The sequence below is a fragment of the Massilia sp. CT11-137 genome (assembly GCF_047302885.1).
GTDB classification, from domain to species: Bacteria; Pseudomonadota; Gammaproteobacteria; order Burkholderiales; family Burkholderiaceae_D; genus Telluria; species Telluria orientalis.
In genome coordinates this window covers 393107-413315 of the sequence record NZ_JBKYMP010000001.1, presented here as the reverse complement: position 1 = coordinate 413315, position 20209 = coordinate 393107, and the positions used below count along the sequence as shown (strand labels likewise).

General features: G+C 66.9%; 21 protein-coding genes and 1 tRNA gene. 19 read left to right on the top strand and 3 right to left on the bottom strand.

The window, feature by feature from the left end; all coding sequences use genetic code 11:
• From ACEN98_RS01935 to ACEN98_RS01900, 8 genes are all read left to right on the top strand, one after another.
• A complete protein-coding gene (locus tag ACEN98_RS01935) occupies nucleotides 1-786 on the top strand; it encodes an enoyl-CoA hydratase/isomerase family protein (RefSeq protein ID WP_413380986.1) in 786 nt (261 codons plus the stop codon).
• Between the two features lie 21 nt (nucleotides 787-807).
• Nucleotides 808-2151: an adenosylmethionine--8-amino-7-oxononanoate transaminase gene (gene bioA, locus ACEN98_RS01930; RefSeq protein ID WP_413380984.1), complete on the top strand. Its 1344-nt coding sequence runs from the start codon at nucleotides 808-810 to the stop codon at nucleotides 2149-2151.
• Nucleotides 2151-3341 carry an 8-amino-7-oxononanoate synthase gene (gene bioF / locus ACEN98_RS01925; protein WP_413385938.1) on the top strand — a complete coding sequence of 397 codons (1191 nt, stop codon included), beginning with the start codon at nucleotides 2151-2153 and terminating at the stop codon, nucleotides 3339-3341. Before bioA ends, bioF begins: the two co-directional genes overlap by 1 nt.
• On the top strand, nucleotides 3338-4132 hold the full coding sequence (gene bioD, locus ACEN98_RS01920) for a dethiobiotin synthase (RefSeq protein WP_413380982.1): 795 nt from the start codon (nucleotides 3338-3340) through the stop codon (nucleotides 4130-4132). The genes bioF and bioD overlap by 4 nt, the downstream gene beginning before the upstream one ends.
• A gap of 19 nt (nucleotides 4133-4151) precedes the next feature.
• Nucleotides 4152-5180 (top strand): biotin synthase BioB, encoded by a 1029-nt coding sequence (bioB, locus tag ACEN98_RS01915; RefSeq protein WP_413380980.1) that lies wholly within the window; start codon nucleotides 4152-4154, stop codon nucleotides 5178-5180.
• Between the two features lie 166 nt (nucleotides 5181-5346).
• A complete protein-coding gene (locus tag ACEN98_RS01910) occupies nucleotides 5347-7356 on the top strand; it encodes an acetyl-CoA carboxylase biotin carboxylase subunit (RefSeq protein ID WP_413380978.1) in 2010 nt (669 codons plus the stop codon).
• Between the two features lie 128 nt (nucleotides 7357-7484).
• Complete coding sequence (locus tag ACEN98_RS01905) at nucleotides 7485-8426, top strand: 2-hydroxyacid dehydrogenase (RefSeq protein ID WP_371763124.1); 942 nt, start codon at nucleotides 7485-7487, stop codon at nucleotides 8424-8426.
• A 9-nt stretch (nucleotides 8427-8435) separates the two neighbouring features.
• Nucleotides 8436-9350 (top strand): hydroxymethylglutaryl-CoA lyase, encoded by a 915-nt coding sequence (locus ACEN98_RS01900; protein WP_413338490.1) that lies wholly within the window; start codon nucleotides 8436-8438, stop codon nucleotides 9348-9350.
• 44 nt (nucleotides 9351-9394) lie between these two features.
• Here ACEN98_RS01900 and ACEN98_RS01895 read toward each other — a convergent pair.
• A tRNA-Pro gene (locus ACEN98_RS01895) sits at nucleotides 9395-9471 on the bottom strand.
• An 80-nt stretch (nucleotides 9472-9551) separates the two neighbouring features.
• Between ACEN98_RS01895 and ACEN98_RS01890 the strand changes: the two genes are divergently transcribed.
• On the top strand, nucleotides 9552-10181 hold the full coding sequence (locus tag ACEN98_RS01890; RefSeq protein WP_413380976.1) for a hypothetical protein: 630 nt from the start codon (nucleotides 9552-9554) through the stop codon (nucleotides 10179-10181).
• 166 nt (nucleotides 10182-10347) lie between these two features.
• Here the strand turns inward: ACEN98_RS01890 and rsmI are convergent, their stop codons facing one another.
• Nucleotides 10348-11250 (bottom strand): 16S rRNA (cytidine(1402)-2'-O)-methyltransferase, encoded by a 903-nt coding sequence (gene rsmI, locus ACEN98_RS01885; RefSeq protein ID WP_413380974.1) that lies wholly within the window; start codon nucleotides 11248-11250, stop codon nucleotides 10348-10350.
• A 13-nt stretch (nucleotides 11251-11263) separates the two neighbouring features.
• On the opposite strand from rsmI, the gene ACEN98_RS01880 reads away from it, so the two are divergent.
• From ACEN98_RS01880 to ACEN98_RS01835, 10 genes are all read left to right on the top strand, one after another.
• The gene (locus tag ACEN98_RS01880) at nucleotides 11264-12487 is read left to right on the top strand and encodes a penicillin-binding protein activator (RefSeq protein ID WP_413380972.1); all 1224 of its coding nucleotides are present in this window, start codon (nucleotides 11264-11266) and stop codon (nucleotides 12485-12487) included.
• Nucleotide 12488: 1 nt separating this feature from the next.
• Complete coding sequence (locus tag ACEN98_RS01875; protein WP_413380970.1) at nucleotides 12489-12854, top strand: YraN family protein; 366 nt, start codon at nucleotides 12489-12491, stop codon at nucleotides 12852-12854.
• Between the two features lie 102 nt (nucleotides 12855-12956).
• Nucleotides 12957-13553 carry a phosphoheptose isomerase gene (locus tag ACEN98_RS01870; protein ID WP_056125992.1) on the top strand — a complete coding sequence of 199 codons (597 nt, stop codon included), beginning with the start codon at nucleotides 12957-12959 and terminating at the stop codon, nucleotides 13551-13553.
• The gene (locus ACEN98_RS01865) at nucleotides 13543-14199 is read left to right on the top strand and encodes a BON domain-containing protein (RefSeq protein WP_413341362.1); all 657 of its coding nucleotides are present in this window, start codon (nucleotides 13543-13545) and stop codon (nucleotides 14197-14199) included. Before ACEN98_RS01870 ends, ACEN98_RS01865 begins: the two co-directional genes overlap by 11 nt.
• Nucleotides 14200-14224: 25 nt before the next feature.
• A complete protein-coding gene (locus ACEN98_RS01860; protein ID WP_413341360.1) occupies nucleotides 14225-14737 on the top strand; it encodes a peroxiredoxin family protein in 513 nt (170 codons plus the stop codon).
• A gap of 138 nt (nucleotides 14738-14875) precedes the next feature.
• Nucleotides 14876-15508: a hypothetical protein gene (locus ACEN98_RS01855; RefSeq protein WP_413380968.1), complete on the top strand. Its 633-nt coding sequence runs from the start codon at nucleotides 14876-14878 to the stop codon at nucleotides 15506-15508.
• A gap of 66 nt (nucleotides 15509-15574) precedes the next feature.
• A complete protein-coding gene (locus ACEN98_RS01850) occupies nucleotides 15575-16276 on the top strand; it encodes an MgtC/SapB family protein (RefSeq protein WP_413385937.1) in 702 nt (233 codons plus the stop codon).
• A gap of 69 nt (nucleotides 16277-16345) precedes the next feature.
• Complete coding sequence (locus tag ACEN98_RS01845; protein ID WP_413380966.1) at nucleotides 16346-16579, top strand: hypothetical protein; 234 nt, start codon at nucleotides 16346-16348, stop codon at nucleotides 16577-16579.
• The gene (locus ACEN98_RS01840; protein WP_413380964.1) at nucleotides 16551-17903 is read left to right on the top strand and encodes an RNA-guided endonuclease InsQ/TnpB family protein; all 1353 of its coding nucleotides are present in this window, start codon (nucleotides 16551-16553) and stop codon (nucleotides 17901-17903) included. The genes ACEN98_RS01845 and ACEN98_RS01840 overlap by 29 nt, the downstream gene beginning before the upstream one ends.
• Nucleotides 17904-17912: 9 nt before the next feature.
• The gene (locus tag ACEN98_RS01835) at nucleotides 17913-18119 is read left to right on the top strand and encodes a hypothetical protein (protein ID WP_413341355.1); all 207 of its coding nucleotides are present in this window, start codon (nucleotides 17913-17915) and stop codon (nucleotides 18117-18119) included.
• A gap of 9 nt (nucleotides 18120-18128) precedes the next feature.
• Here the strand turns inward: ACEN98_RS01835 and ACEN98_RS01830 are convergent, their stop codons facing one another.
• A complete protein-coding gene (locus ACEN98_RS01830) occupies nucleotides 18129-20117 on the bottom strand; it encodes a helicase-related protein (protein ID WP_413380962.1) in 1989 nt (662 codons plus the stop codon).
• Between the last annotated feature and the right edge of the window lie 92 nt (nucleotides 20118-20209).

Below are 20209 nucleotides of genomic sequence, written 5' to 3'. Positions count from 1 at the left end.
ATGGACTACCAGACCCTCACCGTCACCATTACCGACCGCATCGGCCACGTCACGCTGAACCGCCCCGACCTGCGCAACGCGTTCAACGAACAAAGCATCGCGGAGCTGGCCCTCGCGTTCGACGAGCTGGGCCGCAATGAGCTCGTGCGCGCCATCGTGCTCGGCGCGACCGGCGCCGCGTTCTGCGCCGGCGCGGACCTGAACTGGATGAAGAAGATGGCCGGTTATTCGGACAGCGAAAACCGCGCCGACGCCATGCGCCTCGCCGACATGCTGCGCACCATTTATGTCTGCCCGAAGCCCGTCGTGGCGAAAGTCCAGGGCGATTGCTACGCCGGCGGCATGGGCCTCGTGGCCGCGTGCGATATCGCCATCAGCGTCGACACGGCCAATTTCTGCCTGTCCGAAGTCAAACTCGGACTGATCCCGGCGACGATCTCGCCGTACGTGATCAAGGCGATGGGCGAGCAGGCCGCACGCCGTTACTTCCTCACCGCCGAACGCTTCGATGCGAAGGAAGCCCACCGCATCGGCTTCGTGCACGAGATCGTCCCCGCCGCGGACCTCGACACGAAGGTGGCCGGCATCGTGCAGGCACTGGCCAACAACAGCCCGAACGCCGTGCGCGAAGCGAAGACGCTCGTGCGCGAGATCGCGGGCGAACCGGTCACGGAAGCGCTGCTGGAAGACACGGCGAACCGCATCGCGGGCATCCGCGCGTCGCTCGAAGGGCGCGAGGGCGTCGCCTCATTTCTCGAAAAACGCCGGCCTTCATGGCTGGACTAGCTAGACCAAACAGGACGTAGATTGAAACCCACCACCACCTCCTCCGACTGGATCGCGCGCAGCCTGCGCAGCGTCTGGCATCCATGCACGCAAATGCAGCACCACGAAGAGGTGCCGCTGATCGCCGTCAGCCACGCCAAGGGGCCGTGGCTGGTCGACCATGAAGGCCGGCGCTACCTGGACGGCATCAGTTCGTGGTGGGTCAACCTGTTCGGCCACGCCAACCCGCGCATCAACGCCGCGTTGAAGGACCAGCTGGACAAGCTGGAACACGCGATGCTCGCAGGCTTTACGCATGAACCGGTGATCGAGCTGTCCGAACAACTGGCCGCACTGACGGGCCAGCAGCTGGGTCACGCGTTCTACGCATCCGATGGCGCATCGGCCGTCGAGATCGCGCTGAAAATGAGCTTCCATTACTGGCGCAACGCGGGCTATGTGGACAAGCAGGAATTCGTCTGCCTGCAGGGCTCCTACCACGGCGAGACCGTCGGCGCACTGGGCGTGACGGACGTCGCGCTGTTCAAGGATGCGTACGGCCCGCTGCTGCGCGCCGCGCGGACCGTGTCGTCGCCCGATGCGCGCAACGCCGTCGACGGCGAGTCCGCGCAGGACGTCGCGCTGCGTGCGGCGAAGGATGTCGAGGCGCTGTTCGCGGAACGGGCCGACCACATCGCCGCCATCATCGTCGAACCGCTCGTGCAGTGCGCGACCGGCATGGCGATGCACGATCCGCTGTATTTGCAGCGCCTGCGCGAGCTGTGCGACAAGTACCACGTGCACCTGATCGCCGACGAAATCGCGGTCGGCTGCGGCCGCACCGGCACGTTCTTCGCATGCGAACAGGCGGCGATCTGGCCGGACTTCATGTGCCTGTCGAAGGGCATCAGCGGCGGCTATCTGCCGCTGTCGCTCGTCCTCACCACCGACAAGGTCTATGAGGCGTTCTACAGCGAGGACATCACGCGCGGCTTCCTGCACTCGCACTCGTACACGGGCAACGCACTGGCCTGCCGCGCCGCGCTGGCCACGCTGCAGATCTTCCAGGACGACGATGTGTTGAACAAGAACCGCGAAACGGCCACGCGCCTGATGCTGGAACTGGCGCCGCTGCTGGACCACAAGCGCGTGACGAACTTCCGCCAGCGCGGCATGATCCTCGCGTTCGATGCGGTCGAGCCGGACACGCAGCGCGCGTCGACCTTCGCGCGCCGCTTCTTCACGAGCGCCGTGGAAAACGAGCTTTTATTGCGTCCCATCGGCCGCACCGTGTACCTGATGCCGCCGTACGTGCTGGACGAAGAAGAAATCGTGGGCCTCGCCGCGCGCACGCGCAAGGTGTTCGAAGAAGTGATCGCGGAATGATGACGAACCTGATCGACAACGTCCGCGCCCAACTGGACGAGCTGGCAAGCCGCAGCCTGACCCGCCACCGGCGCACGGCGGAGACGCCCTGCGCGCCGCGCCAGGTCGTCGACGGCCGGGACATGCTCGCGTTCTGCAGCAACGATTACCTGGGCCTCGCCGCGCACCCGCGCGTCGTGGAAGCGCTGCGCGAGGGCGCGCGCCTGTATGGCGCCGGCAGCGGCGCGTCGCACCTCGTATCGGGCCACAGCCGCGCGCACGCGCTGCTGGAAGAGCGACTCGCCGCGTTCGAAGCGCCGCATCTGGAATCCGCGCGCGCGCTGTATTTCTGCACCGGCTACATGGCGAACCTCGCCGTGCTGACGGGGCTCGGCAGCACGCCCGATGCGATGATCTTTTCGGAAGCGCTGAACCACGCCTCGCTGATCGACGGCGCCCGCCTCGCGCGCGCGGGCGTGACCGTGTACCCGCACGGTGACGTGGCCGTGCTGGGAGAGAAACTGGCGGCGAGCGCAGCGTCCGTTAAAATCGTCGTGACGGACAGCGTGTTCAGCATGGACGGCGATCTCGCCCCGCTGCCGCAACTGCTCGCGCTGTGCGAGCGCCACGGCGCGTGGCTCGTCGTCGACGATGCGCACGGCTTCGGCGTGCTGGGAGATAACGGCCGCGGCGCGCTGGAGCATTTTGGCCTGCGTTCGCCGCACCTCGTCTACATCGGCACGCTGGGCAAGGCGGCTGGCGTCGGCGGCGCGTTCATCGCCGCGCACGAAGACGTGATCGAGCTGATGATCCAGCGCGCGCGCCCGTACATCTACACGACGGCCGCCGCGCCCGCGCTCGCGCACGCGCTGCTCGCGAGCGTGGATATCATCGAGGGCGATGAAGGCGAACAACGCCGCGCCGGCCTGCGTGCGCGCATCGCGCAACTGGACGCCGGCCTGCGCCTGGAGCGCTGGCAGCGCCCCGTCTCGACGACGGCGATCCAGCCCATCATCATCGGCGCCAACGACGAGGCGATGGCCGCCGCGGCCCGCCTGCACGAGCAGGGGCTGTGGGTGCCGGCGATCCGTCCGCCGACCGTGGCGGTGGGGACGGCGCGCCTGCGCGTCACGCTGTCCGCCGCGCATACCGAACAAGACGTCGCGCAGTTGATTACTGCGCTCAACCAGCTGGAAAGGACCTCGGCATGAGTCTGAACGAGCCCGAACAATCCGTCGGCATGGCCGAACCGGCCGCGATGCCGATCGCCGTCCCCGCGCCACTGGCCGCGGAAGGCGTGCCGACGCGCTTCGCCTGCTTCGTGACGGGCACCGACACGGAGATCGGCAAGACGCTGATCTCCAGCGCCATCCTCCATAAACTCGTGCGCCATGGCGTGCGTGCGTGCGGCATGAAGCCCATCGCGGCCGGTGCCGAGGAACGCGACGGCGAACTGCACAACGACGACGCGGCCATGCTGCGCGCGGCCGGCAACGTGCAGCTGCCGCAGTCGATCACGACGCCCTACATGCTGCGCGAACCGTGCGCCCCGCACATCGCGGCCGCGCTGGAAGGCGTGACCATCGAACCGGTGCCCATCCTGACGGCGTATGCCGAAATCCTGGGCGCGTCCGACGCGACCGTCGTCGAAGGCGTGGGCGGTTTCTGCGTGCCGTTCTCGGAAGACTTCGACAGCGCCGATCTGGCCGTACAATTGGGGCTGCCCGTCGTTCTCGTCGTCGGCATGCGCCTGGGCTGCATCAATCATGCTTTACTGACGGCCGAGGCGATCGTCGCGCGCGGCCTCGTGCTCGCGGGCTGGGTCGCCAACCAGGTGGACCCGGACATGCGCTTCGCGATCGACAACATCGCGGAGCTCGAACGCCGCCTGCCCGCCCCGCTGCTCGGCCACGTGCCGCGCCTGGACGAACCGACGGCCGCCAAGGCCTCCACTTACCTCGAACTCGCGAGCCTGCCCGGATGGCCGGCCAAGCGAGCCTGACCAAAACAAGGAATCCGAAATGACCCAAGTCGTTACTCTCCACCCGCCGGTCACGCCGGCCTCCCTGCCGAAAGATGCCACCTGGCCGCTCGCCGACGTGCTCGCGCTGTTCGAACTGCCGCTGCCGGAACTGATGTTCCGCGCGCAGCAGGCGCACCGCGCCAACTTCCCCGACGGCGACGTCGAACTCGCGACCCTGCTGTCGATCAAGACCGGCGGCTGCGAGGAAGACTGCGGCTACTGCCCGCAGGCCGCGCGCTACGACACCGGCGTCGAGGCGAAGAAGATCCTCGACCTCGACACCGTGCTGGACGCCGCGCGTGAAGCGAAGGCCAAGGGCGCGACCCGTTTCTGCATGGGCGCCGCGTGGCGCAGCCCGAAAGAGCGCGACATGGAGAAAGTGGAAGCCATGGTGCGCGGCGTGAAAGCGCTGGGCATGGAAACCTGCGCGACCCTCGGCATGCTGGAAGAAGGCCAGGCCGAGCAACTGAAGCAGGCGGGCCTGGACTACTACAACCACAACATCGACACCTCGCCGGACTTCTACGGCGACGTGATCTCCACGCGCGAATACCGCGACCGCCTCGACACGCTGGGCCGCGTCCGCACGGCCGGTTTGAAGATCTGCTGCGGCGGCATCGTGGGCATGGGCGAGACGCGTGCCCAGCGCGCGGGCCTGATCGCGCAGCTGGCCAACATGAACCCGTATCCGGAATCGGTGCCCATCAACCACCTGGTGCAGGTGGAAGGCACGCCGATGCACGGGCTGCCGCCGCTGGACCCGATCGAATTCGTGCGCACGATCGCCGTCGCGCGCATCACGATGCCGAAGGCGCGCGTGCGTCTGTCGGCCGGCCGGCGCGAGCTGGGCGAAGCCGTGCAGGCGATGTGCTTCATGTCCGGTGCGAACTCGATCTTCTACGGCGACAAGCTGCTCACCACGGACAATCCGGAAGCGGACGACGACCGCAAGCTGCTGGAAAAGCTGGGCCTGAAAACGCGCTCGGCGATGCTGGAATCGGTGCAGAAGGAAAGCTGCGGTTGCTGAAGCTTCCGCGTGGGCACGGGGGGTGCCTACCCTACGTACGCGCCGAATTCGTAGGGTGGGCACCCCGTGCCCACCCCCCGCAAACGCTGTCGGCCACGAGCCAGGTTTTATCGAACGTAATCCGGCCACAAGCCGATCCCACAACACATAAAACAGACGAGACACCATGTTCACGAAGATCCTCATCGCCAACCGTGGCGAAATCGCCTGCCGGGTCGCCGCCACCGCGCGCCGCCTCGGCATCAAGACCGTTGCCGTCTATTCGGAGGCCGACGCCGGCGCGAAACACGTGGCGGTCTGCGATGAAGCGATCCTGCTCGGCCCCGCCGCCGCCAGGGACAGCTATCTGCGCGGCGACAAGATCATCGCCGCGGCGCTGGCCACCGGCGCGCAGGCGATCCACCCGGGCTACGGCTTCCTGTCCGAGAACGCCGAATTCGCGGAAGCCTGCGCGGCAGCGGGTCTCGTGTTCATCGGCCCGCCGGGATCGTCGATGCGCGCGATGGGATCGAAATCCGCCGCCAAGCAGTTGATGGAAGGCGCGGGCGTGCCGCTCGTGCCGGGCTACCACGGCGATGCGCAGGACCCGGAACTGCTGCAATCGGAAGCGAACCGCATCGGCTACCCGGTGCTGCTGAAAGCCAGCGCGGGCGGCGGCGGCAAGGGCATGCGCGTCGTCGAACGGTCGGAGGATTTCCAGGCCGCGCTCGCGTCGTGCAAGCGCGAAGCCATTTCGTCGTTCGGCGACGACAAGGTGCTCGTCGAAAAATACCTTACGCGCCCGCGCCACATCGAGATCCAGGTGTTCGCGGACACGCACGGCAACTGCGTCTATCTGCACGAGCGCGACTGCTCCGTGCAGCGGCGTCACCAGAAGGTGCTGGAAGAAGCGCCGGCGCCTGGCATGCCGCCCGAGCGCCGCGCCGCGATGGGCGAAGCAGCCGTCGCGGCGGCACGTGCCGTGGGCTATGTGGGCGCGGGCACCGTCGAATTCATCGCCAACCAGGACGGCTCGTTCTACTTCATGGAGATGAACACGCGCCTGCAGGTCGAGCACCCCGTCACCGAGATGATCACGGGGACGGACCTCGTCGAATGGCAGCTGCGCGTGGCCGCCGGCCAGCCGCTGCCGAAGCAGCAGCATGAGCTCGCGATCCACGGCCACGCGATCGAGGCGCGCGTGTACGCGGAGAATCCGGAAAAGGGCTTCCTGCCCTCGATTGGGACACTCCTCTGCATGGACACCCCAGGCCACGTCGCGTTCGAACTGGGCGACGTGCGCATCGATTCCGGCGTGCGCGCGGGCGATGCCATCTCTCCGTTCTACGATCCGATGATCGCGAAGCTGATCGTGTGGGGCGCGGACCGCGCGCAGGCGCTGGCGCGCATGGCGCGGGCGCTGTCCGAATTCCACATCGTCGGCCTCGCGACCAATATCGCCTTCCTGAAACGCCTCGTCGAAGGCGATGCCTTTGCGCACGCCGACCTGGACACGGGCCTAATCGAGCGAAACACGGCGACGCTGTTCCCGCCGGCGGGACCGGCGCCGTTGTCCGCGCTGGCGCTGGCGGCCGTGGCCCTCGTCGCGGCGGAAACATCGACGAACGGCAACCCGGCCGACCCGTGGACCAGCACCCACGGCTGGCGCATGAACGGCACGTATCGCCGCCGGCTGGCGTTCGGCGACGAGTACGCGGCCACGACCCAGGCCAAGGTCTATGCCATCGACATGGCCTATCATGCGCATGGCTGGACGCTCGAAGCGGACGGCAAGGCCCATCCGCTGGCGCTTGTCTCGCAGCATGACGGCCGCTACGCGATCCGCCTGGACGGCCAGGCCATCCAGGGCACGGTGCGGCGCGACGGCGAAACGCTGCACGTGTTCACGGGCGGCCTGCACCACGTGCTGGATTGGCACGACCCGCTCGCGCATGCCGGCGAGCACGAGACGGCGGACGGCCGCCTCACGGCGCCGATGCCGGGCAAGGTGGTGGCCGTGATCGCGTCCAGCGGACAGCTCGTCAAGAAGGGCGAGCCGCTCGTGATCATGGAAGCGATGAAGATGGAACACACGATTGCCGCACCGAGCGACGGCCTGGTCGAGGAAGTGCTGTACCAGGTCGGCGACCAGGTCGCGGATGGGGCACCGCTGCTGGCGTTTAAAGCGGCAGCGTGACGTTTTGGTGGGCGGAGGCCGCCCACCCTACGGCAGCACGACCGTAGGGTGGGCACCCCGTGCCCACCATGTACCAACGACCAACGAGACAGCAAACGCAATCCATAACAATTATCAGGAGACAAGACATGCGGATACTGCTGTACCGGGGCGACGGCGTCATCGAACCGTGGGCCCGTGATTTTGCCGATGCATTGCCACACGCGGAGACCGTCGTGTGGCGCGAGAACATGTCGCTGGCGTCGCAACCGCCTTGCGACTACGCCGTCGTGTGGGCGCCGACGCCGCAGCTGCTCGACCAGCTGGCCCACGTCAAGGCGATCTTCCTGATGGGTGCCGGCGTGGACGCGCTGCTGAAGTTCGGCGACGCGCTGCCGCACGTCCCCATCGTCCGCCTCGGCGATGCGGGCATGGCCGAGCAGATGGCGGAGTACGTCGCGTATGCAACCTTGCGCTACTTCCGCCGCTTCGACGACTACGAACAGCAGGCGCGCCAGGGCATCTGGAACCCGCTGGAAACGCGCCGCCGCAAGGCCGACTTCACGGTCGGCGTACTGGGCCTCGGCAAGCTCGGGATGCCCGTGCTGCGCACCTTGCGCCAGCTCGGCTTTCCCGTGCGCGGCTGGAGCCGGTCGCCGAAGGACGTGCCGGGCGTGCCATGCTTTGCCGGCATGGACGAACTGGGCGACTTCCTGTCCGGCACGCAGGTCCTCGTCTGCATGCTGCCGCTCACGCCCGAGACGACGAACCTGCTCGACCGCGCGCACCTGTCGCAACTGCCCGAAGGCGCCTACGTGATCAACGTGGCGCGCGGCGCGCTGCTGGCCGAGCCGGACCTGCTGGCGCTGATCCGCGCCGGCCACATCGCGGGCGCCACGCTGGACGTGTTCCGCAACGAACCGCTGCCGGCCCCGCATCCGTTCTGGAACGAACCGCGCATCACCATCACGCCGCACATCTCCGCGCTCACCCTGCGCGAAGAAGCCGTACGCCAGATCGCCGCCAAGATCGGCAAGCTGGAACGGGGCGAGGCCATCGACGACATCGTCGACCGCGCCCGCGGCTATTAGGAAACCACCATGCACAACCAACTGCCGAAGCACGTCAAGATCGTCGAAGTCGGCCCGCGCGACGGGCTGCAGAACGAAAAGGAAGCGGTGTCCGCCGCGGTCAAGATCGAACTGGTCGACCGCCTGTCGCGCGCCGGTTTCGCCAATATCGAGGCGGCGTCGTTCGTCTCGCCCAAGTGGGTGCCGCAGATGGCGACGAGTGCCGAGGTCATGGCCGGCATCGCGCGCCGTCCCGGCACGCTGTATTCCGCGCTGACGCCGAACATGCAGGGCTTCGAGGCAGCGCTGGCGGCGCAGGCCGACGAAGTCGTGATCTTCGGTTCCGCGTCGGAAGCGTTCTCGCAGCGGAACATCAACTGCTCGATCGCGGAATCCATCGCGCGCTTCGAGCCTGTCGCCAAGGCGGCGAAGGACAACGGCCTGCGCCTGCGCGGCAGCATCAGCTGCGCGTTCGGCTGCCCGTACCAGGGAGAAGTGCCGCTGGATGCGGTCGCGGACGTCGTGGGCCGCATGCGCGACCTGGGCTGCGACGAGATCGACATCGCCGACACGATCGGCGTCTCGACCCCGCGCAAGACACAGGCCGTGATGGAGACGGCGGCGCGCGCCTTCGCGCTGGACCGCATCTCCGGCCACTTCCACGACACCTACGGCCAGGCGCTCGCCAACATCTATGCCAGCCTGGAACTGGGCGTCACGATCTTCCACTCGTCCGTGTCGGGCCTGGGCGGCTGCCCGTATGCGAAGGGCGCGACGGGCAACGTGGCGACCGAGGACGTGGTCTACATGCTGAACGGGCTGGGGATCGAGACGGGCATAGCCCTCGATGTCGTCGTGGAGGCGGGCGCGTTCATTTCGCAGCATCTCGGCCGCAAGGGCGCGAGCCGGGCCGGCAATGCATTGTTGGCGAAGAGAACCTTGTAACAAATGAAAAAGGCCGACGATCTCTCGTCGGCCTCTTGCTATACTGGTCGGAGTACAAGGATTCGAACCTTGGACCCTCTGGTCCCAAACCAGATGCGCTACCGGGCTGCGCTACACTCCGAAGACAGCCATCATACCGTCCGGGTACTGTCCAGGTCAAGGAAAGCCCGTGAATCCGTGGTTTTCCGTACAGGTGAAGACGTGACGTTTGCAATCGACAACATCGACGGCGCCCTCCCCGACCGCAAACAGGTCAACCGCGTCGCGGCCGGCATTGCGCTGTCGGTACTCGCGCACGCGCTGCTGCTCGCGTTCTATCGCCAGCCTGCCACGACCTTGCCCGCCACGCCGCCGGAACGGCTCACGATCCGCCTGCAAGCCGCGCCACCGCCACCGCCCGTGCAAGTGAAACCGGCCGAGGAGCCGCCGAAACCGATCCCGCGCGCGCAGCCGCCCGCAAGGAAAACCCGCCCTGTGATCGCCGTGCCGGTGGAAAAACGCCAGTCGACCGAGGAAACCTATGCCGTGAAACCGGCACCGGACACGCCCGCGCCGCAACCGGAACCCGCGACGACGACGCGGCATTTCGACATCGACGCGGCGCGCAGCCTGGCGCGCGGCATGGCCACGAAGCTGGCCAACGAACCCGATCCGGACAAGGTGGGCACGGCGCTCGAACGCCTGCCGAAACCGGCGCTGCAAACGGAAAGCAAGTTCGAACGGGCGATCAAGCAGGCCAAGCGGCCGGATTGCAAGGATGGCGTGCCCGGGGGCTTGCTGGCGCCGATCTTCCTGGCGATGGACAAGAAGGATAGTGGGTGTAAATGGTAGGCGAACCGCACAAGTGACAGCATCGCTAAACCAGGCACGTCATTCCCGCGCAGGCGGGAATCCATACTGAACCACCAAAGCCGTGACGTTGAAATTACTGCGGCATCTTTGAAGTCTGACTTCGGATAGTCCGCATGGGTTCCCGCTTTCTCGGGAACGACGTTTGTTAGCCCTTGATCTGCAACGCCCGCTCGTACAACGCGTTCTTCTTCTTTCCGGTAATCTGCGCCGCCAGCGCGGCCGCCTGTTTCACCGAACACTCTTCCAGCAGGATGCGCAGCACGCGCTCCGCTTCGGCGTCGCCTTCATCGTCCTCCGTCTGCGCACCTTCGACCAGCACGACGAATTCGCCGCGCTCGCGGTTCGCGTCGGCCTTCACCCACGCGAGTGCCTCGCTCAGCGGGCAGCGGTGGATTTCCTCGAACAATTTCGTCAGCTCGCGTGCAAAGACCACCTGGCGCGTCGGCTCGAATGCGGCGACGAGAGATTCCACACAGTCCGTGATGCGATGCGGTGCCTCATAGAACACGAGCGTCGCCGGCACGGCCTTGAGCGTGGCCAGTTCCGCTTCGCGCTGCTTCGTCTTCGCGGGCAGGAAGCCGACAAAATAGAAGCGGTCGTTCACGAGGCCACTCGCCGACAGCGCCGCGATGGCCGCCGACGGGCCGGGCACGGGCACGACGTGCAGGCCGGCGTCGCGCACCGCGTCGACGATGCGCGCGCCCGGGTCGGACACGGCCGGCGTGCCCGCATCCGACACGAGCGCCACGCGCTCGCCCGCGCGCAGGCGCGTGGCGATCTTCTCGGCGACCTCGCGTTCGTTGTGCTGGTGCGCGGCGATCATCGGCTTGTTCAGGCCGAAGCGCGTGAGCAATGCGCCGGTCTTGCGCGTGTCCTCGCAGGCGACGACGTCGGCCAGCAGCAGCACGTGCAGCGCGCGCAGCGTGATGTCGGTGACGTTGCCGATGGGTGTGGCCACCACGTAAAGCGTTGCGGTAGGATAGGACTGCTGGGCGGCCTCGCCCATGACGGGCAGTTGGGCGATCTGGCTGGACTGGGTTTCTGTCATGTTGGGGATACGGATGAAGATTCTCGAGGCACTGTGCGCCCGGCTGGCCTGGCTGCTCATCATGATGAGTGTCGGTGGCCACGCTCTTGCCGGCACGCCATGTGCCGGGCCGCAGCGATTGTGCGCGTCCGTGGACACTAACACAAGTGCGCACGCGCCCCTTCTCGCGATGCTGGATCCCGCCATCCAGCCGCGCCCTGCCCGGCCGCCACCGAACGAACCGGCGCCGCCGCCGCCGGCATCAAGCCCGCCCATCCGCATCGCCCTGCTGCTGCCGATGCGATCCAGCACGCTGGCAACGGCCGCCGAGGCGGTTCGCGCCGGCTTCATGGCGAGCATGGAACGGGACGGCACCGGCTTCAAGGCCGAGGTCGTCTCGACGGGCGATGCGCCGCGCGACGTGCTCGACGCGTACGCGCGCGCGGCGGTGGCCAGCGACATCATCGTCGGTCCGCTCGCGCGTTCCGCCGTGGCGGCACTGGCCGACAGCGATGCCGTCCCGCGGCCGACCGTCGTGCTGAGCGTGCCGGAAGGCCGGACGAGTGTGCCGCGCGGGATGCTCGTGGCAGGGCTGTCGATCGAGGACGAGGCGCGCCAGGTGGCGGAATGGGCCGCGCGCGAGCATCCGCACGGCCGCGCGCTGATCCTTACGGGCGGCGCGGCCTGGGCGCAGCGGGCGGCCGGCGCGTTCGAGGCGCGCTGGGCCCAGCTGGGCCACACGAACCAGCGCTTCGCGGTGCCGTCCGGCGAAGGAGGCAAGGCGGCCATCGGGGAACTGAAGCAGAAACTGGAGATCGACCCGCCCGACCTGCTGTTCGCCGCACTCGACAGCGCGGCGCTGCGCCCCGTGCGCGCGCTGGCCGCCGCGATCCCCTGCTATGGCGGCGGCCCGGCGAATCCGGGGCGGTCGACGGTGCCGGATGCGCCGGGCCTCGACGGCGTACGCCTCCTCGACCTGCCGTGGATCGTGCTGCCCGACCACCCGGCCGTGATGGTCTACCCGCGCCCGCTGGATACGGAACAGCCGCTCGACATGGACCGTTTATATGCCCTCGGCATCGACGCCTTCCGCGTCGCGCGCGAACTGGCACTGCGGGACGGCGCGCCGTTCAACATCGATGGCGTCACGGGTCGGCTCGACGTGGTCGCCGGCCCCGGCGGGCAATTGCAGCTGCAGCGGGTCGAGGCGGCCGTCGTCGTCCGCGGCGGCGCATTCGACCCCGTCAAGGGCCGCTGACATGTGGCCGACCCGGCTGTCGCGCAAGCAGGAGCAGGGACGCGCGTGGGAAAACGTGGCCCTGGCCCATCTCGAACGCCACGGCCTCGTGCTGGTGGAAGCGAATTTCCAGTGCAAGCTGGGAGAAATCGACCTGATCCTGCGCGACGGTGCCACGCTCGTGTTCGTCGAAGTGCGCCAGCGCGCGGCCGGGGCCCCGGTCAGCGCGGCGGAAAGCATCAGTCCGGCGAAAATCCGCCGCATCATCCGCGCTGCCCAGTTTTATCTACAACGCTTCAATCGCCTGCCGCCCTGCCGCATCGACGTCGTCGCCATCGATGGCAACCATGTCGAATGGATAAGGAACGCCGTTGAGACAAGCGTTTAAAAACCTGCTGCCGCTCGCGACGGTTTTGAAAGGCCTGGAAGTGTAAGCATTTTTTGCTGGCCTTGATCGCCGGGCATTGCCACTGCACTATAATCTTTGACCATGAATACTCAACGCATCCTCGCCCACTTCCAGGAAAGCGCCGAACTCAAGATGAAGTCGGCGAATCTCCTTGCACAACCGATTTCTCAAGCGATTGAGCTGATGTTCAATGCGCTTTCCAACGGCAACAAAATCCTCTCTTGCGGCAACGGCGGCTCGGCCGGCGACTCGCAGCACTTCGCCGCCGAACTGGTCGGCCGCTTCGAGCGCGAGCGCTTCCCGCTGCCGGCGATCGCGCTCACCACCGATACGTCGATCATCACGGCCGTCGGCAACGACTACAGTTTCAACGAAATCTTCAGCAAGCAGGTACAGGCGTTCGGCCAGGCCGGCGACATCCTGCTGGCGATTTCCACGTCGGGCAATTCGGGCAACGTGCTGGCCGCCGTCGAGGCCGCGCTGGAACGCGAGATGCGCGTCGTCGCCCTGACCGGCAAGGACGGCGGCAAGATCGCGCAAATGCTGACCGACGCCGACGTCCACATCAACGTGCCGCATTCCCGCACCGCCCGCATCCAGGAAGTGCACCTGGTCGCGATCCACAGTATCTGCGACGGTCTCGACGTCGCCCTGTTCGGAGAAGAAGATGCAAATTAACGCCGACGCCGTGCTGCGTCCCCTGTCGAAGGCCGTGCTGTGCGTGGCCCTGCTGTCGTCCCTGCAAGGCTGCGTCGCCGTCGTGGCTGCCGGCGCCGTCGGCGGTGCCGTCGCGACGGCCGACCGCCGCACGCTGGGCGCGCAGACCGAGGACAAGGGCATCGAACTGAAAGCCGCTGCCCGGATGGGCAACATCGTCGGCGATGCCGGCCACGTCAACATCAACAGCTACAACCGCAAGGTGCTGCTGACCGGCGAGGTGAAGGACGAGGCGATGAAGCGTGCGGTCGAGAACGAAGTGCGCGGCATCACCAATGTCGATAACGTCATCAACGAACTGCAGATCGCCGGCCCGTCCAGCTACACGTCGCGCGCCAGCGATGCCCTCATCACCAGCAAGGTCAAGCTCAGCCTCGCGGACAAGAAGACCGTGTCGGCCACCTCGTTCCAGGTCGTGACGGAAGGCGGCACCGTGTACCTGATGGGTCTCGTGACCCAGCGCGAAGGCAATATCGCCGCCGATGTTGCCCAGGGCGTGTCGGGCGTCATGCGCGTGGTTAAAATGTTCGAGTACATCAGCGAAGAAGACCTGCGCTCGATGTCGCCACCGCAACAGCAGCAACCCGAGCCGCGGGGCACGTCGTAACACACCGGATGATGGGGATGAGACCATGACCACCTCACAACGCACCTGGATCAAGCCGGCCGCCATCGGCGCGGCCGTGCTGGCGATCGCCGGGATCGGTTACGCCACGTTCAGCCAGCAGCAGCAGGCGCCCGACGTCACGTTCATCACCATCGCCGGCCAGAAGATCAGCTCGCAGGACTTGCGCGGCAAGGTCGTCATGGTCAATTTCTGGGCAACGTCGTGCGCCACCTGCGTGAAAGAAATGCCGCAGATGGTCGAGACGTACAACAAGTTCAAGCAGGACGGCCTGGAATTCGTCGCCGTGGCGATGAGCTACGATCCGCCGAACTATGTCTTGAACTACGCCGAGACGCGCAAGCTGCCGTTCAAGGTGGCCCTCGATTCCGGCGGCGACCTGGCCAAGCAGTTTGGTGACGTCAACATGACGCCGACCACCTTCGTCATCGGCAAGGATGGCAAGATCCTCAAGCGCTACCTGGGCGAGCCGGATTTTGCCTCCTTACATGCGCTGCTACAAAAATCGTTGAAATCGTAGGGTGGGCGGCCCCCGCCCACGCGTAACGCCAACAAACTGCATACGTCGCTACGCCTGACGTTCCCCGCGCACCGCTGACTTCCCGCAAACGCCGAGGTCCTGTTCGGCCCAAGCTTGATGCCGGCAAAGGAGAGGGCGATGCGCAAGCTGATCAAGTATGTGCTCGTTGCGGGCCTGCTGACGGCAGCAGGCTGCAGCAGCGTGGACACCGGCCTGCGCAACACCGTCGTGTTGCATTACCAGCACGTCGCCAACGTCCACCGGATCGATTTCTCCAATCCCGTCGCGCTGCCGAACCGCGCGCCCGTCCAGTTCGTGCTGCCGCTGGATTCGCACGGATTCTGGGCCGTGTTCCTGCTGTGCGCCCTGGACGTCACGGGTGCCAACATTCCGAGTTTTTATTTCGACGCCGACCGCCTGCGCGTGCAATACGGCGACCAGCGCTACGGGCCACTGCGGCCCTACACGCTGCGGCTGGAAGACACGGCCGACATCAACAGCCGCTTCGACACCGGCGTCCTCGCGGATGCGATCGCGGCCGAACTCCAGCGCGGGCCTTCGAGCCAGGTCTTCCGGCACGGCTATTACGCCCAGCTGCATTACCGCTTCGCCATCTACGTGCCGCGCGCGCTGCCCGACTATTCCGGCGACCAGTTACGCCTGCGCTACGAAGGCGGACAGACACTGGCACTGGGCAATGGCTATCCGCCCGCCGACATCGCAAACGCCGGTCCCGGCGGTCCGGGCATTGCCGCGCACTGCCTGCCGTGACAGTGTGCGCCGGCCAGCCGGGCCCGGTGCTAAGATGGCTTTTTGGAGCTCATCAACACATCCATCATGCTGCCGGAAGCCGAACTCGTCGCGCGCCTGTGCCTTGCGGCCCTGCTGGGCGGGGCCATCGGGTTCGAGCGCGAGCGCCTGTCCTGGGCAGCGGGGTTGCGGACCCACATGCTGGTCTGCGTCAGTTCCTGCCTGATCATGATCGTTTCGGCCTATGGCTTCAACGACGTATTGAACCACGAGCATATTTCACTCGACCCGTCGCGCGTGGCGGCCCAGGTGGTGTCCGGCATCGGCTTCCTGGGCGCGGGATCGATCCTGCTGCGCGGCGACGTCGTGCGCGGCCTGACGACGGCGGCCAGCCTGTGGTCGGTGGCGGCCGTCGGCCTGGCGGTGGGCGGTGGCCTGTACGTGGCGGCGGTGGCGGGCACGGCCATCATCCTGTTCATCCTGGCCGCGATGAAACCGCTGGAACAACGCTATTTCTCGTCCAGGCAAAAACGCGAACTGGTGCTGTCGGCCGAGCGGGGCCGGCTCACGCTGCCCGTGCTGGAGAAGGAACTCGGTCCGGTGACGAACCGCATCGGCACGTTCATCGTCCAGCAGAGCGAGGAAACGGGAAACCTCGATGACGTCCTCATCGCGTTCTCGCGCCTGTCCGAGTCGGAATTCAACGCATTGCTCGACCGCCTGCGCGCCATCCCGGGCGTGCACCGGGTCGAAGTGAAGAGTCGCCCCGACCGGCGCACATCGGCGTAAGCTGGCGTCATCGACACCGAATACGACTCAAGTCGAACTAAACATGAGTGAGCGTGTCCAATCGTGATCATGGAAAACACAATGGGCACAGGCGGGGCTGCCAAGCTGCTGGGAATCACGGTCAATTCGCTGCAGCGGTGCGAGCGCCACGACCGGTTTGTCCCGGCCGTCCGCACCACCAACGCCCGGCGCCGCGACGTGCATTGCTTTTCAAGCAGGCCGTGCGGCCTGCACAACTACCGCCGCCAGCTGCGCGCGCCCCCGGAGAGCAGCCATGCTGCTGGCACACCGGATCAGGATTGACGCGACAGCGCCCCAGCGCGACTATTTTGCGCGCGCGGCCGGCACCGCCCGCCGGGTCTGGAACTGGGCCCTCGCCGAGTGGAACCGTCAGGCGGCCCGCGGCCTGCGGCCAAACGCGATGGAGCTCAAGAAGGTGTTCAATCGCATCAAATATTCGGATCCCGACTGGCTCGACGCCGACGGCAAGCCGTGGCTGCGCACGATCCACCGCGACGCGCACGCCCAGCCGTTCGCCAACCTCGCAAAGGCGTGGAGCCGTTACGTCGAGCAGCGCCGCGCCGGCCAGCCGGCGCACGCGCCGCGCTTCAAGAAAAAGGGTCGCTCGGCCGAGAGTTTTTACATCGCAAATGACAAGTTCCGCCTCGAGGGACGCAGCGCCGTGCTGCCGAAGGTGGGCCGCGTCGCGCTGTGCGAAGCGCTGCGCTGGGCCGGCAAGATCATGGGCGCGAGTGTCTCGCGCGAAGCCGGTCACTGGTACCTGGCGGTTCAGGTCGACGTGCCGGACCACCTGGCCCGGCGGCCTCGCACAGGTGACGCCGTCACCGGCGTCGACCTGGGCGTGACCAGCGCGGCCACGCTGTCCAGTGGCGAGAAGATCGCGGCGCCACGGCCATTGAAGGCGGCGCTGCGGCGCCTGCGCATCCGCTCACGCCGGCAGTCGCGCAAGCTCGAGGCGGCCAAGGCCGCGGCCGGGATCGTCGGCCGTATCGGCATGGACACGCGCCTGTCGGCGTCGAAGAACCGGACCAAGGGCGCGCTGGCGCTGGCGCGGCTGCAGGCGCGCATCGCGCGCGTGCGCAGGGATTTCACCCATAAGCTCACGACCCGGCTGTGCCGCGAGAACCAGGCGCTGGCGATCGAAGACCTGAACGTGCGCGGCATGCTGGCCAACGCGCGACTGGCACGCGCGATCGCCGATGTCGGCTTTTACGAATTCCGACGCCAGCTGACGTACAAGTCTGAGCGATACGGTACGCAAATCGTGCTGGCCGACCGCTGGTACCCGTCCAGCAAACTGTGCTCGGAATGTGGTGCCCACAACGGGATGCTGGCGCTGGGCGACCGGGCGTGGACCTGCGCCGGTTGCGGCGCGCGGCACGACCGCGACGTGAACGCGGCCATCAACCTGCAACGGCTCGCCACCGGCGCCTTCGCGGCGCGCACGGCGCTACCCGAGGCGAGCCAGGCGGTAACGCGTGGCACTCCCGCCGGCCTGATGCCGGCGGGAGGCGGGGAAGTCACGCCTGTCAGGTACGAGCACGGTCAGCGAGATGGCTCGGGGCAGGAAGAGTATGCTGTGCACATTTGCACACGTAATCGATAGCAGGCGATCATGGATGCGAGCAATCAACCCTTGACGGTCGAGCAGGCCTACCGCGCCATGCTCGCCTTTCTCGAACGCGAAGTCGACCTGACGGAATCGAGCGACCTGGCCGACCTGCTGGCCGGCTACCGGCTGGATGAAGACGGCCGGACGAGCGATCCAGCCGTGTGGGAAGAGTGGCTGGAAGCCGTCGGGCGGGCCCGGCAGCTGCCGTGAAGCGGCTGCTTACCAGCGCCCCCGTTCCTTTTTGGCCTGCCGCTTGCGCGTCGCCGCATTCTGCTGCTGCAACAGCGCATCGACGCGCTCGGACGCTTCGCGCGCCAAGGTCTGCGCTTCCTCGATGCTGGGGAAGAATTCCGGCATGCGGTAGCCGAGCCAGGCATAGGCCGAGTACATGCGGCACGTGTCCTCGACTTCCTGCAGGTTTTGCCAAAACAATTCCTGCGGATGGGGCTGGAGCTTGCAGACTTTCCGTTTCGCGAGCGATTGCGCCCAGTGCGACCATGCGCTTTCCAGTGTCGGCACCCTGGTCGAAATGGGCACGAGCGACATCGTGAATTTCTCCGCCACGCTCAGGTCCAGCGTATCGAGCCATTCCGCGCGCTCGTTCTGTTCTTCCGTGATGCGCGGATAGAAAAAGCCGTCCGGCACGTCGATGTTGTGCACGAAGCGTTTCAGCAATTTCACCAGCGACGTCTCGCCCGTCACCGACGAGATGCGGTGCAATTGCTCCAGCGACGGGGCGACCGCGAAACCGCTGGCCGGCACGGGCGGGACCTTTTCCTTCATCAACGAGCGCATGACCTCGTGCGTGTCGTCGTCGTAGCCGGCCACGAATCCTTCCTCGTGCACGCCGTAGCGGCCCGCGCGGCCGGCGATCTGCTTGGCGAGCGCGGCCGAGATTTCTTCTTCCTCGACGCCGTTGTACTTGACGGCCGTCGTCATCACGATGCGCTGGATCGGCATGTTCAAGCCCATCGCGAGGGCGTCCGTGCCGACGACGATGTCGGCCTGCCCTTCGCGGAACCGCTCGGCCTGCGCGCGCCGGACTTCCGGAGATAAATTGCCGTAGACGGTCGCGACGGACAGGCCCATTTCCGTGATCATGTCGCGCCACATCAGGACCTCGCGCCGCGAGAACGCGATGACGGCGTCGCCCCGCTTCAGGTTCCTCAGCTTGCGCACGGCGCCGGGTTCCATCGACAGCGGTGCCTTGCGTTTCAGCACGTGGACTTCGAGCGGACACTCCAGGCGCTCGGCCAGCGCCTCGATCGCGCGCCGCGCTTCCGGCGCGCCGACGAGGTACACAGTCGACGCCGGCGCACCGCATACGGCGGCCGTCCACGCGGCGCCGCGGTCGCGGTCGGCCAGCATCTGGATCTCGTCGATGACGGCGACCTGCACAGGCGTCTTCGTGTCGAGCATCTCGACGGTGCTGGCGACGTGCGTCGCGCCTTCGGCCAGGCGGCGTTCCTCGCCCGTGATCAGGCTGACCTTGATGGGTTCGCCATCGGGACCGACGGCGTTCTGCAGGCGCTCGTAGTTTTCCAGCGCCAGCAGACGCAGCGGCGCGAGGTAGACACCGCTGTCGGCTTGCGCCAGGTGCTCCATCGCGCGGTGCGTCTTGCCGGAGTTGGTCGGGCCCAGCAGCGCGATGAAGCGGCGCGCCATCTTGCTCGCGACCTCGAACGACGCCGGATACTCGGCGAGGTTGATGCTTTCCTTGGTGCGCGCGGCGTGGCGCTCTTCCTGCTCGCGCTCGCCGGCGTGCAGCAGGCGCTGGCGGATCCGGTCGAACACGAACTCGGCCGGCTCGGACGTCTCCAGCTCTTCCAGCACGTGCAGGAACAGCATCGGGTCGAAGCCGAACTCGTCGGCCTGGTCGGCAATGTCGCGCACGAATTCTTCGACCTCCTGGTTCAGGTCGTCGACGGCGTCGCGCGTGGCCCGCTCCTCGACGAGCCCGCGCCGCGCGAGCAGATCCATCTTGCGCCATTTGCTGGGCTTGGCCAGCACGCCGCGCGACGGCACGAGGCGGTACTCGACGTGCAGGCCGTCCACGCGCACGGCGCCGGCGAAGCGCAGGAAGACACGGCCTTCCATGCGGACCAGTTCGACGTCGCGAGCGTGCAGCCCGAGCTCGCGTTCGAGGAACGCGTCGTCGTCCTGGGTGTCGTCGGCGGCGGAGGGGAGACGGGGTTGGTGTTCGCTCATGTTTTCAATATAGCGCGGGCGCAGCGGGCGCACCGTGCGGCAGGTGACAAACAAGGTGGGCGGAGGCCGCCCACCCTACGTATCGTTCCCGT

Coding starts and splice junctions, on each gene's coding strand:
- ACEN98_RS01935 (WP_413380986.1), top strand. CDS start 1: ATGGACTACCAGACCCTCACCGTCACCATTACCGACCGCATCGGCCAC.
- bioF (WP_413385938.1), top strand. CDS start 2,151: ATGACGAACCTGATCGACAACGTCCGCGCCCAACTGGACGAGCTGGCA.
- bioD (WP_413380982.1), top strand. CDS start 3,338: ATGAGTCTGAACGAGCCCGAACAATCCGTCGGCATGGCCGAACCGGCC.
- bioB (WP_413380980.1), top strand. CDS start 4,152: ATGACCCAAGTCGTTACTCTCCACCCGCCGGTCACGCCGGCCTCCCTG.
- ACEN98_RS01910 (WP_413380978.1), top strand. CDS start 5,347: ATGTTCACGAAGATCCTCATCGCCAACCGTGGCGAAATCGCCTGCCGG.
- ACEN98_RS01905 (WP_371763124.1), top strand. CDS start 7,485: ATGCGGATACTGCTGTACCGGGGCGACGGCGTCATCGAACCGTGGGCC.
- ACEN98_RS01900 (WP_413338490.1), top strand. CDS start 8,436: ATGCACAACCAACTGCCGAAGCACGTCAAGATCGTCGAAGTCGGCCCG.
- rsmI (WP_413380974.1), bottom strand. CDS start 11,250: ATGACAGAAACCCAGTCCAGCCAGATCGCCCAACTGCCCGTCATGGGC.
- ACEN98_RS01880 (WP_413380972.1), top strand. CDS start 11,264: ATGAAGATTCTCGAGGCACTGTGCGCCCGGCTGGCCTGGCTGCTCATC.
- ACEN98_RS01875 (WP_413380970.1), top strand. CDS start 12,489: ATGTGGCCGACCCGGCTGTCGCGCAAGCAGGAGCAGGGACGCGCGTGG.
- ACEN98_RS01870 (WP_056125992.1), top strand. CDS start 12,957: ATGAATACTCAACGCATCCTCGCCCACTTCCAGGAAAGCGCCGAACTC.
- ACEN98_RS01865 (WP_413341362.1), top strand. CDS start 13,543: ATGCAAATTAACGCCGACGCCGTGCTGCGTCCCCTGTCGAAGGCCGTG.
- ACEN98_RS01860 (WP_413341360.1), top strand. CDS start 14,225: ATGACCACCTCACAACGCACCTGGATCAAGCCGGCCGCCATCGGCGCG.
- ACEN98_RS01855 (WP_413380968.1), top strand. CDS start 14,876: ATGCGCAAGCTGATCAAGTATGTGCTCGTTGCGGGCCTGCTGACGGCA.
- ACEN98_RS01850 (WP_413385937.1), top strand. CDS start 15,575: ATGCTGCCGGAAGCCGAACTCGTCGCGCGCCTGTGCCTTGCGGCCCTG.
- ACEN98_RS01845 (WP_413380966.1), top strand. CDS start 16,346: ATGGAAAACACAATGGGCACAGGCGGGGCTGCCAAGCTGCTGGGAATC.
- ACEN98_RS01840 (WP_413380964.1), top strand. CDS start 16,551: ATGCTGCTGGCACACCGGATCAGGATTGACGCGACAGCGCCCCAGCGC.
- ACEN98_RS01835 (WP_413341355.1), top strand. CDS start 17,913: ATGGATGCGAGCAATCAACCCTTGACGGTCGAGCAGGCCTACCGCGCC.
- ACEN98_RS01830 (WP_413380962.1), bottom strand. CDS start 20,117: ATGAGCGAACACCAACCCCGTCTCCCCTCCGCCGCCGACGACACCCAG.